Origin of the sequence: Serratia marcescens (assembly GCF_029846115.1) — a bacterium.
Classification (GTDB): Bacteria; Pseudomonadota; Gammaproteobacteria; order Enterobacterales; family Enterobacteriaceae; genus Serratia; species Serratia marcescens_L.
Genome location: NZ_JARVZZ010000001.1, coordinates 4,973,653 through 4,990,243, shown reverse-complemented (window position 1 = coordinate 4,990,243; position 16,591 = coordinate 4,973,653). Strand labels below are relative to the sequence as shown.

Annotated in this window: 7 protein-coding genes and 3 tRNA genes; 6 read left to right on the top strand and 4 right to left on the bottom strand. The window is 61.4% G+C overall.

Features of this window, described 5'->3' with window-relative positions; all coding sequences use genetic code 11:
• The first annotated feature begins 21 nt into the window (after positions 1–21).
• The 4 genes from recC to recD all read left to right on the top strand — a co-directional run bounded on the left by recC (position 22) and on the right by recD (position 11,909).
• Positions 22–3,393 carry an exodeoxyribonuclease V subunit gamma gene (gene recC, locus QDT79_RS23805; RefSeq protein WP_308317149.1) on the top strand — a complete coding sequence of 1,124 codons (3,372 nt, stop codon included), beginning with the start codon at positions 22–24 and terminating at the stop codon, positions 3,391–3,393.
• Between the two features lie 232 nt (positions 3,394–3,625).
• Positions 3,626–6,514: a pitrilysin gene (gene ptrA / locus QDT79_RS23800; protein WP_063990786.1), complete on the top strand. Its 2,889-nt coding sequence runs from the start codon at positions 3,626–3,628 to the stop codon at positions 6,512–6,514.
• Entirely contained in the window at positions 6,511–10,062 is a 3,552-nt protein-coding gene (recB, locus tag QDT79_RS23795; protein WP_308317148.1) for an exodeoxyribonuclease V subunit beta, read from the top strand. The genes ptrA and recB overlap by 4 nt, the downstream gene beginning before the upstream one ends.
• Positions 10,059–11,909: an exodeoxyribonuclease V subunit alpha gene (gene recD, locus QDT79_RS23790; protein WP_308317147.1), complete on the top strand. Its 1,851-nt coding sequence runs from the start codon at positions 10,059–10,061 to the stop codon at positions 11,907–11,909. The genes recB and recD overlap by 4 nt, the downstream gene beginning before the upstream one ends.
• Positions 11,910–11,946: 37 nt before the next feature.
• Here recD and argA read toward each other — a convergent pair whose 3' ends face one another.
• Positions 11,947–13,290, bottom strand: a complete 1,344-nt coding sequence (argA, locus tag QDT79_RS23785) for an amino-acid N-acetyltransferase (protein WP_175089959.1) — start codon at positions 13,288–13,290, stop codon at positions 11,947–11,949.
• 221 nt (positions 13,291–13,511) lie between these two features.
• Here argA and amiC point away from each other — a divergent pair, with 221 nt between their 5' ends.
• On the top strand, positions 13,512–14,765 hold the full coding sequence (gene amiC, locus QDT79_RS23780; protein WP_107227903.1) for an N-acetylmuramoyl-L-alanine amidase AmiC: 1,254 nt from the start codon (positions 13,512–13,514) through the stop codon (positions 14,763–14,765).
• Positions 14,766–14,855: 90 nt separating this feature from the next.
• Here the strand turns inward: amiC and QDT79_RS23775 are convergent.
• The 3 genes from QDT79_RS23775 to QDT79_RS23765 all read right to left on the bottom strand — a co-directional run bounded on the left by QDT79_RS23775 (position 14,856) and on the right by QDT79_RS23765 (position 15,209).
• Positions 14,856–14,932: transfer RNA gene (locus QDT79_RS23775), tRNA-Met, on the bottom strand.
• Positions 14,933–14,998: 66 nt separating this feature from the next.
• Positions 14,999–15,075 (bottom strand) — tRNA-Met (locus QDT79_RS23770).
• 57 nt (positions 15,076–15,132) lie between these two features.
• A tRNA-Met gene (locus QDT79_RS23765) sits at positions 15,133–15,209 on the bottom strand.
• A gap of 216 nt (positions 15,210–15,425) precedes the next feature.
• On the opposite strand from QDT79_RS23765, the gene mltA reads away from it, so the two are divergent.
• Positions 15,426–16,562, top strand: a complete 1,137-nt coding sequence (gene mltA, locus QDT79_RS23760; protein WP_308317146.1) for a murein transglycosylase A — start codon at positions 15,426–15,428, stop codon at positions 16,560–16,562.
• Positions 16,563–16,591 lie beyond the last annotated feature (29 nt).

The window sequence follows — 16,591 nt, the reverse complement described above, 5'->3', positions numbered from 1 at the left end:
TTTTGTTTTAAAGGAGCCTTGATGTTCACGGTTTATCATTCCAATCAGCTGGATTTGTTGAAAACGCTGACCAGCGCGCTGATAGCCAGAGATCCGTTGGCCGATCCTTTTCAACCGGAAGTGGTGCTGGTGCAAAGCCCCGGCATGGCGCAATGGCTGCAGATGCAGCTGGCGGAGCAGTTCGGCATCGCCGCCAATGTCGCGTTTCCGCTGCCGGCGACCTTTATTTGGGACATGTTCACCCGGGTGTTGCCGGATATCCCGAAAGAGAGCGCCTTCAGCAAGGACGCCATGACCTGGAAGCTGATGTGGTTGCTGCCGGAGATGCTGACCCAGCCGGCGTTTGCGCCGCTGCAGCACTATCTGACTGATGACGGCGACAAGCGCAAGATTCACCAGTTGGCCGGCCGGGTCGCCGACCTGTTCGACCAGTATTTGGTTTATCGCCCGCAGTGGCTGGAGAGCTGGCAGCGCGGTGAGCGTATCGACGGTCTGGCGGAGGCTCAGCAATGGCAGGCGCCGCTTTGGGCGCGATTGGTGGAGTACACGCGCGAACTGGGGCAGCCGGAATGGCACCGCGCCAATCTGTACAGCCGCTTTATCCACGCGCTGGAGCAGGCAAAAACGTGCCCGCCCGGTTTGCCGCCGCGGGTGTTTATCTGCGGCATCTCGGCGTTGCCGCCGGTCTATTTGGAGGCGCTGCAGGCGTTGGGGCGGCATATCGATATCCACCTGATGTTCACCAACCCCTGTCGTTATTACTGGGGCGACATTCAGGATTACGCTTTCCTGGCCCGCTTGCAGAGCCGCAAACGCCGTCACTACCACCAGGCTCGTGAGCAGGGGCTGTTCCGCGAGCCGGATGAAGCGGCGCGCCTGTTTGACGCCGAAGGGCAGCAGCAGCTCAGCAACCCGCTGCTGGCCTCCTGGGGCAAGCTGGGGCGCGATCACCTCTATCTGCTGTCGCAGATGGAAGGGGCGCAAGAGGTCGACGCCTTTGTCGATATCCCGGCTGATACCATGCTGCACGCCGTTCAGCGCGATATGCTGGAGCTGGAAGACCATGCGGTAATCGGTATTACCGCGGAAACGCTGGAAACCAGCTTCAGCAAACGTCCGCTTGATGAGAACGACCGCTCCCTCAGCCTGCATGCCTGCCACAGCCCGCAGCGGGAAGTGGAGGTTTTGCACGATCAACTGCTGAGCATGCTGGCGCAGGATCCGTCGTTGACGCCGCGCGACATCATCGTGATGGTGGCGGATATCGACAGCTACACGCCTTACATTCAGGCGGTGTTCGGCAATGCCCCCGCCGAGCGCTACCTGCCGTTCGCCATTTCAGACCGTAAAGCGCGCCAGGCGCATCCGGCGCTGCAGGCGTTCATTTCACTGCTCGATCTGCCGCAAAGCCGCTTTACTTCGGAACAGGTGCTGGCGCTGCTGGAGGTGCCGGCCCTGGCCGCCCGTTTCGCCATTGGCGAAGAGGGGCTGCGCCTGCTGCGTCATTGGGTCGGTGAATCCGGCGTGCGCTGGGGCCTGGACGACGATAACGTGCGCGAACTGGATCTGCCCGCCACCGGCCAGCATACCTGGCGCTTCGGCATTACGCGCATGCTGCTCGGCTACGCGATGGACAGCAGTGCCGGCGATTGGCAGGGCATTTTACCTTATGACGAATCGAGCGGATTGGTCGCCGAGTTGGCGGGGCAGTTGGCGGATCTGCTGGCGCAGCTCAGTCACTGGCGGCAAATCTTGAGCGAAGCGCGCCCGCTCGAGGCGTGGCTGCCGCTGTGCCGGCAACTGCTGGATGCCTTCTTCGCTGCGGACAGCGACACCGAAGTCGTGCTGGCGCTGATCGAACAGCAGTGGCAACAGGCCATCAATTTTGGCCTGGCGGCGCGCTATCCTGATGAGGTGCCGTTGACCATTCTGCGTGACGATCTGGCGGCGCGCCTCGATCAGGAGCGCATCAGTCAGCGCTTCCTCGCCGGGCAAATCAACTTCTGTACGCTGATGCCGATGCGTTCCATTCCGTTCAAGGTAGTGTGCCTGCTGGGCATGAACGACGGCGTGTATCCGCGCACGCTGCCGCCGCTGGGTTTCGATCTGATGGCGCAGCAGGTCAAACGCGGCGACCGTAGCCGTCGCGATGACGACCGCTATCTGTTCCTGGAAGCGATTTTGTCCGCTCAGCAGCGGCTGTATATCAGCTTCATCGGCCGTTCCATTCAGGACAACAGCCCGCGCTACCCTTCGGTGCTGGTTACCGAGCTGCTGGAGTACCTGGAGCAAAGCTATTGTCTGCCGGGAGATGAGGAACTCAGTGCAGACGACAGCGCTCGGCGGGTTGGTGAGCACTTGCTGAAGTGGCACGCGCGCATGCCGTTCGCCGCCGAGAATTTCTTGCCGGGCTCGGAGGCGCAAAGCTATGCCGCCGAGTGGCTGCCCGCCGCCGATGGGCGCGGTGCGGCGCATCCGGCGTTCAACCAGCCGCTGCCTGCCGAAGCGCTGCAGCAAATATCGTTGGATGAGCTGCTGCGGTTTTACCGCCATCCGATCCGTGCGTTTTTCCAACTGCGGCTGGGCGTCAGTTTTATCCTGGAAGAGACCGAGCTGCCGGACGAAGAACCCTTCACGCTGGATAACCTCAGCCGCTACCAGTTCAACAGCCAACTGCTGAATACGCTGATCGACGGCGACGATCCCGAACGGCTGTTCCAGCGGGTGCGCGCCGCCGGCGGCTTGCCCTATGGCGCCTTCGGCGAAATCTATTGGCAAAAGCAGCAGGAAGAGATGAGCGAACTGGCCGAGCAGGTGCGTGCAGAGCGCGCAGAGAGCCATAGCCTGGAGCTGGATATCGATATCGCCGGCGTGCGCCTCAGCGGCTGGCTGCATCAGGTGCAGGATGACGGCCTGCTGCGCTGGCGGCCCGCTACGCTGTCGGCGGTGGACGGCATATTGCTGTGGCTGGAGCACCTGGTGTACTGCTGCGCCGGCGGCACCGGCGAGAGCCGCATGTATGGCCGCAAGAACTCCGCCTGGCGCTTTGCCGCGCTGGCGCCAGAAGAGGCACAGGCGCAGCTGGCGGAACTGCTGGCGGGCTATCAGCGTGGTCTGAGTCAGCCGCTGCTGTTGCTGAACAAGAGCGGCTGGGCGTGGCTAAGTCAGTGTTATCTGCCGGAAACGCAGCAAATCGACTGGGAGGAAGACGCGCAAATTAAGGCACGCGCCAAATTGCTGCAGGCCTGGCAGGGCGATCAGCGCATTCCCGGAGAAGGGGAAGATCCCTACGTGCAGCGAGTGTTCCGCCAAATGGATAATGAATACTTAGCGCAAATACTGGCCGAAACAGAGCGTTATCTGCTGCCGGTGGCGCGGCATAACCTGGGGTAACAATCCCCCGGTGGTGCTGTGCGGCGGGAGGTGGTAAAAATAACGAAGGTTATATTCAACCATTGGGGTAATTCCCGGTCTTACATAACGTACAGGCATATACCCGCCGTGTTTCTGGCCGCCACATTGGCGAAGAACCCGGCGAGTACCGATTTGGTTATGTGGTTTTGATGCACGTCGCCAACGTCAGGGAGTGGGCGTAGCGACGTCAGAATAGGGGTTTATTTTGGATATGCGCAGACAGTTGGCCCGTATCGTAGGGCTGGTATTATTGGCTATGTGTTGGGCACCGTTGAGTTGGGCCGCGCAAGGATGGCAACCGCTGGCGGAGAAGATCAACAAGAGCGAACACGACCCGCGTCAGTATGAAGCGATCAAGTTGGCTAACGGCATGACGGTGTTGCTGGTGTCCGATGCCCAGGCACCGAAATCGCTGGCGGCGCTGGCATTGCCGGTCGGGTCGCTCGAAGATCCGAACAGCCAACTTGGGCTGGCGCACTATCTGGAACATATGGTGCTGATGGGCTCCAAACGCTATCCAGAGCCGGAAAACTTGTCCGAATTCCTGAAAAAGCACGGCGGCAGCCACAACGCCAGCACGGCCTCTTATCGCACCGCCTTTTATCTGGAAGTGGAAAATGACGCGCTGGAGCCGGCGGTCGATCGCATGGCCGACGCCATTGCCGAGCCGCTGCTGGATCCGGGCAATGCCGATCGTGAGCGCAACGCGGTGAACGCCGAATTGACGATGGCGCGTTCGCGCGACGGCATGCGTATGGCGCAGGTCGGCGCGGAAACCCTTAACCCGGCGCACCCGAGCGCGCGCTTCTCCGGCGGCAATCTCGATACGCTGAAAGACAAGCCGGACAGCAAGCTGCACGATGAGTTGACCGGCTTCTATAAGCGTTACTACTCCGCCAACCTGATGATGGGCGTTTTGTACGGCAATCAGCCGCTGCCGAAGCTGGCTGACATTGCGGCGAAAACCTTTGGCCGCGTGCCGAATCACGACGCCAGCGTGCCGCCTATCACCGTGCCGGCCGTGACGCCGGAACAGCAGGGCATCATCATTCACTATGTGCCGGCACAGCCGCGCAAGCAGCTGAAGGTCGAGTTCCGCATCGATAACAACAGCGCCGCGTTTCGCAGCAAAACCGATACCTACATCAGCTACCTGATCGGCAACCGCAGCAAGAACACCCTGTCTGACTGGCTGCAGAAGCAGGGGCTGGCGGACGCCATCAATGCCGGCGCCGATCCGATGGTCGATCGCAACGGCGGCGTCTTCGCCATCAGCGTCTCCCTGACCGACAAAGGCCTGGCCCAGCGCGATGAGGTCGTCGCCGCCATTTTCAACTACCTGAAAATGCTGCGCAGCGAAGGCATCAAGCAGAGCTACTTCGATGAAATCTCGCATGTTCTGAACCTGGATTTCCGTTATCCGTCGATCACGCGCGACATGGACTACATCGAATGGCTGGTGGACACTATGCTGCGCGTGCCGGTTGAGCATGCGCTGGACGCGCCTTACCTGGCCGACCGTTATGATCCCAAGGCGATCGCCGAACGTCTGGATGCCATGACGCCGCAAAACGCGCGCATCTGGTTCGTCAGCCCCGATGAGCCGCATAACAAGACGGCCTATTTCGTCAATGCGCCTTACCAGGTCGACAAAATCACGCCACAGCGCTTTACGCAGTGGCAGCAGATGGGCAGCGGCATTTCCCTGTCATTGCCGGCGCTCAACCCGTACATCCCGGATGACTTTACCCTGACCAAGCCGTCTCACGAGTTCAAAAAGCCGGAAATGGTGGTGGATAAACCCGGCTTGCGTGTGCTGTACATGCCGAGCCGTTACTTCGCCGACGAGCCGAAGGCCGACGTCACCGTCGCTTTCCGCAACGCCAAGACCATGGATTCCGCGCGTAACCAGGTGCTGTTCTCGCTGACGGATTATCTGGCCGGCCTCGCGCTGGATCAACTGAGCTATCAGGCATCGGTCGGCGGGCTGAGCTTCTCGACCTCGCCGAACAACGGCCTGATGTTTAACGCCAACGGTTTTACCCAGCGTTTGCCGCAGTTGCTGACGGCGCTGATCGAGGGCTATTCCAGCTTCACGCCGACGGAAGATCAGCTCGCGCAGGCCAAATCCTGGTATCTGGAGCAGCTGGACGCCGCCGAGAAGGGCAAGGCGTTTGAGCTGGCCATTCAGCCGGTGCAGATGGTTTCTCGCGTGCCGTATTCCGAACGCAGCGAGCGCCGCGAAGTGCTGAAAACGTTGACGCTGAAAGACGTGCTGGCCTATCGCGACAGCCTGCTGGCCGAGGCCACGCCGGAGCTGCTGGTGGTGGGCAACATGAGCAAGCAGCAGGTAGACACGCTGGCGTCGACGCTGAAACATCGCCTGGGCTGTACCGGCATCGAATGGTGGCACGGCGAAGACGTGGTGGTGGACAAGAATCAGCTGGCCAACCTGCAACAGGTGGGCAGCAGCACCGATTCGGCGCTGGCGGCGGTCTATGTGCCGACCGGCTACGACGAAGTGACCGGCATGGCCTACAGCTCGCTGCTGGGGCAGATTATTCAGCCGTGGTTCTATAGCCAGCTGCGCACTCAAGAGCAATTGGGGTATGCGGTCTTTGCCTTCCCGATGTCGGTGGGGCGCCAGTGGGGCGTGGGCTTCCTGTTGCAGAGCAACAGCAAACAGCCGGCCTACCTGTACCAGCGCTATCAGGATTTCTACCCGAAAACCGAGAAACGCTTGCGCGACATGAGCGAAGCGGACTTTGAACAGTACAAGCAGGCGCTCATCAATGAGCTGAAGCAGCGGCCGCAAACCCTGAGCGAAGAGGCCAGCCGGTTCGCCAACGATTTCGATCGCGGCAATTTCGCCTTCGATACTCGTCAGAAGCTGATCGCGCAGGTGCAACAGCTGACGCCGGCCAAACTGGCGGATTATTTCCACCAGGCGGTGATCCAGCCACAGGGGCTGGCGGTGTTGTCGCAGGTGAGCGGCAGCGGGCAAGATAAGGCGGATTACGCGGCGCCTAAGGACTGGGTCACCTATCCGAACGCGTCTGCATTGCAGCAGATTCTGCCGCGCAAAGTGGCGACGCCATGACGGAAACTGCCCCGCAGAGGCTGGAGCCGCTGACGCTGCCGCTGTTCGGCGAACGCCTGATCGAGGCGTCGGCGGGCACCGGCAAAACCTTTACCATCGGCGCGCTGTACCTGCGCTTGCTGCTGGGGTTGGGCGGTGAAGCGGCGTTTCCCCGCCCGCTGACGGTTGAAGAAATCCTGGTGGTGACCTTTACCGAGGCCGCCACCGAGGAGCTGCGCGGGCGTATCCGCGACAATATCCACGGGTTGCGCATCGCCTGCGTGCGGGGCGTCAGCGTCAACCCGCTATTTTCGGCGCTGATGGCTGAAATTGACGATTTGACCGACGCCGCCTCGCAGCTGCTGGCGGCGGAGCGGCAGATGGACGAAGCGGCGATCTACACCATTCATGGCTTTTGCCAACGAATGCTGACGCACAACGCCTTTGAGTCCGGCATGCTGTTTGAACAAACGCTGGTGCAGGACGAACTGCCGCTGCGGCGGCAGGCCTGTGCGGATTTCTGGCGTCGCCACTGCTATCCGTTGCCGCTGGGCGTGGCGCGTGCGGTCAGCCAGGAGTGGAGCGGCCCGGAAGCGTTGCTGGCCGATCTCTCCGGCTATCTGCACGGTGAAGCGCCGGCGCTGCGTCGGCCGCCGAAAGAGGAAGAAACCGTCCTGATGCGCCACGAGCAGATCGTCGCGCGCATCGACGCCATCAAGGCGCAATGGCGCGCGGCGGCGGGCGATCTGGAGGCGCTGATCGCCCAGTCCGGCGTCGATAAGCGCAGTTACAGCAGCAAACACCTGCCGAACTGGCTGAACAAGGTCGGCGAATGGAGCGGGCAGGAAACTCAGGACTACCAACTGCCGAAGGAACTGGATAAATTTCGCCAGTCGGTGCTGCTGGAGAAGACCAAGAAAGGCGAGCCGCCGCGGCATGTGCTGTTCACGGCGATCGACAAGCTGTTCGATGAGCCGTTGACGCTGCGTGACCTGATCATGGCGCGCGCGCTCAGCGAGATTCGCACTTCCATTCAGCAGGAAAAGCGCCAGCGCGCCGAGCTGGGGTTTGACGACCTGCTCAGCCGGCTGGACGGCGCCCTGCAAAGCGGCGGCGGCGAACAGCTGGCGCAGGCGATCCGCCAGCGTTACCCGGTGGCGATGATCGATGAATTCCAGGATACCGATCCGCAGCAATACCGTATTTTCCAAAAGCTTTACGTCGGCCGGCCCGATTGCGGCCTGCTGCTGATCGGCGATCCCAAGCAGGCGATTTACGCCTTTCGCGGCGCCGACATTTTTACCTACATGCGGGCGCGTTCAGAGGTGAGCGCCCACTATACGCTGGAGACTAACTGGCGTTCGTCGCCGTCGATGGTCGCCAGCGTCAATCACCTGTTTTCTCAGGTAGAAAAGCCTTTCCTGTTCGGCCAAATCCCCTTTATCGAGGTCAGCGCGGCGGAAAAGAACCAAGGGCTGGCGTTTGACCTGCACGGCAAGCCGCAACCGGCGATGCAGTTCTGGCTGCAGCAGGGGGAAGGCGCCGGTGTAAGTGATTACCAACAGCTGATGGCGCGCCTGTGCGCTACGCAAATTCGCGACTGGCTCAGCGCCGGGCAGCAGGGCCAGGCGTGGCTGCAGGGCGGCAAGGAGCCACGGCCGGTGCAAGCCTCCGATATTACAGTGCTGGTGCGCAGCCGCAATGAGGCGGCGTTGGTACGCGATGCGCTGAGCGCGCTGTCCATTCCGTCGGTCTACCTGTCCAACCGCGACAGCGTGTTCGATACCCCGGAGGCCAAAGACCTGCTGTGGCTATTGCAGGCGGTGTTGGCGCCGGAGCAGGAGCGCACGCTGCGCAGCGCCATGGCCACCGGGCTGATGGGGCTGGACGCGCCGACGCTGGACGGTCTGAGTCGCGATGAGCGTGCCTGGGACGCGCTGGTTAACGAATTCGATGATTACCGCACGCTCTGGCTGCGCCGCGGCGTGCTGCCGATGCTGAGCGAGGTGATGAAAGCACGCCAACTGGCGGAGAACCTGCTGGCCAGCGCCGGTGGCGAGCGCCGCTTGACCGACGTGCTGCATCTGGGCGAGCTGTTGCAAGAGGCGGCGGCGCAGCTCGACAGCGAGCATGCGCTGGTGCGCTGGCTGGCACAGCAGATCGCCCAGCCTAATCGCCAGTCCGATAATCAGCAGCTGCGGCTGGAGAGCGACCGGCATCTGGTGCAGGTGATCACGATTCACAAATCCAAGGGGCTGGAGTTCGATCTGGTGTGGCTGCCGTTCGTCGGCAACTTCCGCCAGCAGCAGCAGGCGCTATATCACGATCGCCACAGTTTCCAGGCGTTGCTGGATCTCGACGCCAATGAAGAGAGCCAGGCCTGGGCGGAGGAAGAGCGGTTGGCGGAAGACCTGCGTCTGCTGTATGTGGCGCTGACCCGCTCGGTGTACCACTGCAGCATCGGCATCGCGCCGCTGTTCCAGGGCACGCGCAAGAAACAGGGCGATACCGATCTGCACCGCAGCGCATTAGGCTATCTGGTGCAGAGCGGGCAGGCCGGCGACGCCGTGTATCTGCAGGAGCGCCTGCAGCAATTGGCGGGCGGCGGCATCGCGCTGTCGCTGGTGGAACCGCCGGATGAAGCACCCTGGCAACCCCAGGCGTCGCTGACCGAAGCGCTGGAGGCGAAACGTTTTACCCGGCGGATCCAGGATTTTTGGCGGGTGACCAGCTATACCGGTTTGCAACAGCACGGCGCGAGCCTGATGCAGGATCTGCTGCCGCGTCTGGATGTCGACGCCGCGGGCGAGCGGGGTGAGGAGAGTGAGCCAGCGCTCACACCGCATACCTTCCCGCGCGGCGCAACGCCCGGCACCTTCTTGCACAGCCTGTTCGAAACATTAGATTTCACTCAGCCGTTGGACGAACAGTGGCTGATGGAACAGCTGCAACAGCAAGGCTTCGCCGAGCATTGGCAGCCGATTTTGCTGGCGTGGATGCAGGTGCTGTTCAATACGCCGCTCGACGACAGCGGCGTGACGCTGGCGGCGCTGAGGCCGCAGCACAAGCAGGCCGAGCTGCAGTTTTATTTGCCGATCAACCGGCTGTTGCAGGCGAAGGAGCTCGATGCCCTGGTGAAGCGTTACGATCCGCTTTCCGCACGCTGCCCGGCGCTGGATTTCTATCAGGTGCAGGGCATGCTGAAAGGCTTTATCGACCTGGTGTTCTGCTGGCAGGGCAAATACTACCTGCTGGACTACAAGTCCAACTGGCTGGGGGAAGACAGCAGCGCCTATACCCGGCCGGCGATGGAGCAGGCGATGGCGGAGCATCGTTACGATCTGCAATATCAGCTGTATACGCTGGCGCTGCATCGTTATCTGCGTCATCGGTTGCCGGATTACGATTACCGGCGCCATTTTGGCGGGGTGATTTATCTGTTCCTGCGCGGCGTGGATGCGGCGCACCCGGGCAATGGCATTTTCACCTGCCTCCCCGAGTTTGAGCTGGTGGAGGGGATGGATCGCTTGTTCAGCGGCGAAGCTGCGGCGACGGAGGAAGGATTATGATCGCACTGCTGGAGCAGGCGGTGGCGCTTGGCGTGCTGCGCCCGCTGGACGTGCAGTTCGCCCGCGTGGTGGCGAATGAAGACGAGCCCGATATTTTGCTGGCCGCCGCCTGCTTGAGCGCAGAGGCGGGGGCCGGTCACGTCTGCCTGATGCTGGAACAGCTGCAGGCGGACACGCTGTTTGAAGGGCGCCAGCCGGCGTTGGCGCTGGCGGTGTGGGAGGCGGCCGGGCGACCGGATAGCGCGCGTTGGCAGCAGCGTTTGGCGGCCAGCGCGGCGGTCGGGGACGGCAGCGGCGCGACGCCGCTGGTGCTGCGCGGGCAGCGCTTGTATCTGCAGCGCATGTGGCAAAACGAAGGTGAAGTGGCGGCGTTTATCGGCGGCGAAGGCGAGTCGCTGGCGGTGCCGGAGGCTGAGCTGCGCACCATTCTCGACCGCTTGTTCGGCGCGGCGAGCGACGAACCCGATTGGCAGAAGATCGCCGCCGCAGTGGCCGCTACGCGGCGTATCGCGGTCATTTCCGGCGGGCCTGGCACCGGTAAAACTACCACCGTCGCCAAGCTGTTGGCGGCGCTGGTGCAGCTGGATGAAGGCGCGCGCTTGCGCATTCAGCTGGCTGCACCAACCGGCAAGGCGGCGGCGCGCCTGACGGAGTCGCTTGGCAGCGCCAGCCGTCAGTTGACCCTGACCCCGGCGCAGCAGGCGCTATTCCCGACGGAGGCGGCGACGTTGCACCGTCTGTTGGGGGCGCAACCGAACAGTCAGCGCATGCGCTATCACCGTGGCAACCGGCTGCATTTGGATGTGCTGGTGGTGGATGAGGCCTCGATGGTCGATCTGCCGATGATGGCGCGCCTGATTGCCGCGCTGCCCGATCGGGCGCGGGTGATTTTCCTCGGCGACCGCGATCAGTTGGCCTCGGTGGAGGCCGGCGCGGTGCTGGGGGATATTTGCCGCTTTGCCGAGCAGGGATACAGCGACGCGCGTGCCGCAGAGCTGAGCCGCCTGACCGGCTGTTCGCTCGCAGGGCGGCAGGCCGACGCGGAAGCGGCGGTGCGCGACAGCCTGTGTCTGCTGCGCAAGAGCTACCGTTTCGATACCCGTTCCGGCATCGGTCAGCTGGCGTTGGCGGTCAACGCCGGTGCGGGGGATCGCGCGCTGGCGGCATTAAACGGCAGTTTCGACGATGTCGCGGGCTATGCGCTGGCGACGAGCGAAGAGTATCAGGCGCTGTTGGATGCCTGCGTAGCGGGCTATCGCGATTATTTGCGGCTGACCGCCGAAGGCGCGGACGCGGCGGCGGTGCTGGCGGCCTTTGGCCGTTTTCAAGTGTTGTGCGCGCTGCGTGAAGGGCCGTTCGGCGTCGCCGGCCTGAATGATCGTATTGAGCTCGGGCTGCAGCGTGCCGGTCTGATCGACCGCAAACCGGGCGTGCTCGGCCGCTGGTACCGGGGGCGGCCGGTGATGATCGGCCGCAACGACAGCGCGCTGGGGCTGTTCAATGGGGATATCGGCATCACGCTGCCGGATGAGCACGGCGATCTGCGCGTGCATTTCCAACTGCCGGACGGCAGCATCAAGTCGGTGCAGCCGAGCCGTTTGCCGGCACATGAAACCGCCTATGCCATGACGGTGCACAAATCTCAGGGATCGGAGTTTGACCATACGGTCCTGGTGTTGCCGAATCACTTCCTGCCGGTGCTGACGCGTGAGCTGGTCTATACCGCGATCACTCGCGCGCGTAAGCAGCTCTCGCTGTATGCCACGGAGGCGGTGTTGCTGCGGGCCATTCGCATGCCGACCCAGCGTCGCAGCGGATTGGCTGAACGGCTGCAGGCGACGGAATAAGCGTTGAAGGGGCGCGGCAACGGCCGCGCCGCGGGGATTACAGATCGGCCAGCAGGATTTTGGAACGGCGCTGGTAGTTGTACAGCGCCTGCTTTTGCATCGGCAGCACGTCGACTTCCGCCGGGGTGAATCCGCGCTCCTGGAACCAGTGGATGCTGCGGGTGGTCAGCACGAACAGCTTCTTCAGCCCCATCTGCCGCGCCTGATTTTCCACCCGTTGCAGCAGCATTTCGCCGCGTGATGAGCTGCGGTAATCGGGATGCACTGCGACACAGGCCATCTCACCGATTTTTTCCTCTAAGAACGGGTACAGCGCCGCGCAGGCGATGGTCAGGTTGTCGCGTTCGATAATGGTGAACTTGTCGATTTCCATCTCCAGCTGTTCACGCGAACGGCGCACCAGAATACCCTGCTGTTCGAGCGGCCGGATCAGTTCCAGGATGCCGCCGATGTCGTTGATCGTTGCCCGGCGCACCTGCTCGGCGCTTTCCATCACGATTTGGGTGCCGATGCCGTCGCGCGAGAACAACTCCTGCACCAGCGCGCCGTCCTCCTGGTAGCTGATCAGGTGGCTGCGGCGCACGCCGCTGCGGCAGCCTTTCACCGCGCCGCGCAGGAAGCGCACGGTGCCGGAATGGTAGTCGCCGCCTTCCTCGAGCTCTTCAAGGCGCTTTTGCGCGTCGTTGGGGAACAGCTCGGAAAGGATGTTGCCTTCCGAGTCGGTCACGCCTTGCGAGGAGCAGAAACCGATCATTTTTTCCGCTTTCAGCTTGATCGCCAACTGGGTAGCCACTTCTTCCGAAGTCAGGTTGAAGCTCTCACCGGTGACCGAAACCGCGACCGGGCCGATCAGCACGATGGCGTTGCTGTCGAGCTGGCGATGGATCGCGTCTTCATCGATGCGGCGAATGCGGCCGCTGTGGCAATAGTCGATGCCGTCATCGATGCCCAGCGGTTGCGCGATGATGAAGTTGCCGCTGACCACGTTAATGTGCGCACCCTGCAGCGGCGTGTTGTTGAGACTCATCGACAGCCGGGCGGTGATGTCAAGCTGCAGCAAACCGGCGGCCTGCTTGACCAGTTCGAGCGTATGGGCGTCGGTCACACGGGTGTGCTTATGATAGATCGGCTCATAGTTATGCTGCGCCAGATTGGCGTCGATCTGCGGCCGTGCGCCGTAAACCACCACCAGGCGAATGCCCAGACTATGCAGCAGCCCGATATCGTTGACGATGTTGGAGAAATTCTCGTGTTCGATGGCTTCCCCGCCGAGCATGATGACAAACGTCTTGCCGCGGTGGGCATTGATATAGGGGACTGAGTGACGGAATCCTTGCACCAGCTCTGTACTACGTTCCTTCACGACAAACCTCTTTTGCATATTTATACGGTATTTTTGTATTTTTATTCTTTTATTGTGCCGATGGCAAGCAAGAAATCGTCATGAGAAGTGCGCTAAGGGTGCTAAATCGTTAATAAATTGAAAAACCATAAAAAGATTTTCTGATGACAGGGCTGGAATGATTGGTTAAAGTTTTCGGCATCCCCATTTCATTGGTGTTTTTTTCATCTGTTGTAAACAGCTATTACTGCCGGAGCCGCATGCCAAACTCTAATCACAATCTGGGCCGCCGTCGTTTATTACAGGGGGTTGCCGCCAGCTGGTTGCTGAGTGTGAGTCGCACGGGCTTCGCTGCGTCATCGCACGTGATCGCCGTGCGCGTCTGGCCGTCCTCCACCTATACCCGCGTCACGCTGGAATCCAACGTCGAACTGAAATACAAACAGTTCGCCCTGACTAATCCCGATCGCGTGGTGGTGGATATCGAAGGCGTCCACCTCAACAGCGTGCTGAAAGGCATCGCCGGGCAGGTGCGCGCCGACGATCCGTATCTCAAGCAGGCGCGCGTCGGCCAGTTCGATCAGAATACCGTGAGGCTGGTGCTGGAGCTCAAGCAGAGCGTCAGCCCGCATATTTTCACGTTGGCGCCGGTGCCGGAGTATCGCAACCGTCTGGTGATGGATCTCTACCCGACCAAGGGCGGCGGCAGCGGCGAGGAGTATGATCCACTACTGGCGTTACTGGAAGATTACAACAAGGGCGATCTGGAGCGCACGCTGCCGCCGGAAGCGCCGCAGGCCGGCAAAGCGGGGCGCGATCGGCCGATCGTCATCATGCTGGATCCTGGCCACGGTGGTGAAGATCCCGGCGCGATCGGCAAGTACAAGACGCGCGAGAAAGACATCGTATTGCAGATTGCCCGCAAGCTGAGCGCCATGATTAAGCGCGAGCCGAACATGAAAGTATTCATGACGCGCAACGAAGACGTGTTTATCCCGCTCAAAGTGCGTGTCGCCAAGGCGCGCAAGCAGCGCGCGGATTTGTTCGTTTCGATTCACGCCGACGCCTTTACCAGCCGCGCAGCGCGCGGTTCATCGGTGTTCGCGCTGTCCACCAAGGGCGCCACCAGCTCGGCGGCCAAGTTCCTGGCGCAGACGCAGAACGCCTCGGACCAAATCGGCGGCGTCAGCAAGAGCGGCGACCGTTATCTCGACCACACCATGTTCGATCTGATCCAGACAGCGACCATCAACGACAGCCTGAAGTTCGGCAAGGAAGTGTTGAATCGGATGGGGAAAATCAACCGGTTGCACAAGAATCGCGTCGATCAGGCCGGTTTTGCGGTGTTGAAGGCGCCGGATATCCCGTCGATCCTGGTGGAGACGGCGTTTATCAGCAATATCGAAGAGGAGCGCAAGCTGCGCACCAGCCATTTCCAGCAGCAGGTGGCGGAGTCGATTCTGGCGGGCATCAAGGCTTATTTCGCCAACGGCGGCGCGCTGGCGAGCCGATAGAAGCAGGGCCGGGCGCGAGTCCGGCTATTTTTGCGGATTGCAGATACAAAAAAACACCCGTCAGGGTGCTTGTCTGTTTTCATCAAGAGTTGGTTGCGGAGGCCGGATTTGAACCGACGACCTTCGGGTTATGAGCCCGACGAGCTACCAGGCTGCTCCACCCCGCGTCCGTCTTGATGCTGTATTACTACGAAACCACCGTTTCACGTTATGCCGCTGGTACGACATTCGGTTGGTTGCGGGGGCCGGATTTGAACCGACGACCTTCGGGTTATGAGCCCGACGAGCTACCAGGCTGCTCCACCCCGCGTCCGTATAATACTTTGTTATCGAAGCCAAACGCAAATACCGCCAATGCGGCATCGGTTGGTTGCGGGGGCCGGATTTGAACCGACGACCTTCGGGTTATGAGCCCGACGAGCTACCAGGCTGCTCCACCCCGCGTCCGATGGATGCGCACTATACTCTCCGTGCGTTTTGTTGCAAACCCTTTTTGCATTTTATTGGCCTAAACCCGTTTTTCTGCTGGATTTGCCCGCAATTTGCCTTCTTTTTCATCACCATCCTCCGTGCGGCTTTTTTTATTTGCAGCGATTCCTTTATCAATGAGCGTTTGTTATCGTTCAGCCGGTAGATCATATCAGTTTGAGAGTGTGCGCGATGAAAGGACGTTGGGGCAAATACCTGCTGGGCGGGTTGATGGTGGCGGTGTTGGCGGGCTGTTCGTCCAAGCCGACCGATCGGGGTCAGCAATATAAAGACGGCCGTCTGGATGAATCGCTGGAGCTGGTCAATCAGCCCAACGCCAAAGGTTCGCCGGTCAACGCCAAGGATTACTCGGATCAGCTGATGGAGATCAAGTACGCGTCGCCTTCGCTGTTTAACCGCAACAACGGTACCTATCAGGCGGTGCAAAGCTGGATGGCGTCCGGCGCCGACACGCGCATGCTGAGTCAGTACGGCCTCAGCGCTTACCAGATGGAAGGCGTCGACAATTTCGGCAACGTGCAGTTTACCGGCTACTACACGCCGGTGGTGCAGGCGCGCTATACCCAACAGGGCGAGTTCCGCTATCCGCTGTACCGCATGCCGCCGAAGGGCAGAGGCCGCTTGCCGGATCGCGCGGGCATCTATTCCGGCGCGCTCGACGATCGCTATATTATCGCTTACACCAACTCGCTGATGGACAACTTCATGATGGAAGTCCAGGGCAGTGGCTATGTCGACTACGGCAACGGCCAGCCGCTGGTGTTCTTCGGCTACGGCGGCAAGAACGGTCACGCCTATCGCAGCATCGGCAAGGTGCTGATCGATCGCGGCGAAGTGGCCAAGGCGGACATGTCGATGCAGGCGATCCGTCAGTGGGCGGATACCCACAGCGCCGCAGAGGTGCGTGAGCTGCTGGAGCAGAATCCGTCGTTCGTGTTCTTCCGCCCTGAAGCTTTTGCGCCGGTGAAGGGCGCCAGCGCGGTGCCGCTGATCGCCAAAGCCTCGGTGGCCTCCGACCGTTCGCTGATCCCGGCGGGCACCACGCTGCTGGCCGAAGTGCCGCTGCTGGACAACAAGGGTAAATTCACGGGAAAATACGAGATGCGCCTGATGGTCGCGCTCGACGTGGGCGGCGCCATCAAGGGCCAGCATTTTGACATGTATCAGGGCATCGGGCCGGAAGCCGGCCACTCGGCGGGGTATTACAACCACTATGGCCGCGTCTGGGTGCTGAAGAACAACGGCGGTGGCCAGTTGTTCAGCGCCAATCAGTCAAACGGCGGCGGTTCGTTGCTGGCCACCCGCTAAACGCATACGGCGTGAAAGAGTGACCCGCA

What these genes read in the sequence shown, in the direction of transcription:
- recC (WP_308317149.1), top strand. Translation starts at nt 22, where the DNA reads ATGTTCACGGTTTATCATTCCAATCAGCTGGATTTGTTGAAAACGCTG.
- ptrA (WP_063990786.1), top strand. Translation starts at nt 3,626, where the DNA reads ATGCGCAGACAGTTGGCCCGTATCGTAGGGCTGGTATTATTGGCTATG.
- recB (WP_308317148.1), top strand. Translation starts at nt 6,511, where the DNA reads ATGACGGAAACTGCCCCGCAGAGGCTGGAGCCGCTGACGCTGCCGCTG.
- recD (WP_308317147.1), top strand. Translation starts at nt 10,059, where the DNA reads ATGATCGCACTGCTGGAGCAGGCGGTGGCGCTTGGCGTGCTGCGCCCG.
- argA (WP_175089959.1), bottom strand. Translation starts at nt 13,290, where the DNA reads ATGCAAAAGAGGTTTGTCGTGAAGGAACGTAGTACAGAGCTGGTGCAA.
- amiC (WP_107227903.1), top strand. Translation starts at nt 13,512, where the DNA reads ATGCCAAACTCTAATCACAATCTGGGCCGCCGTCGTTTATTACAGGGG.
- mltA (WP_308317146.1), top strand. Translation starts at nt 15,426, where the DNA reads ATGAAAGGACGTTGGGGCAAATACCTGCTGGGCGGGTTGATGGTGGCG.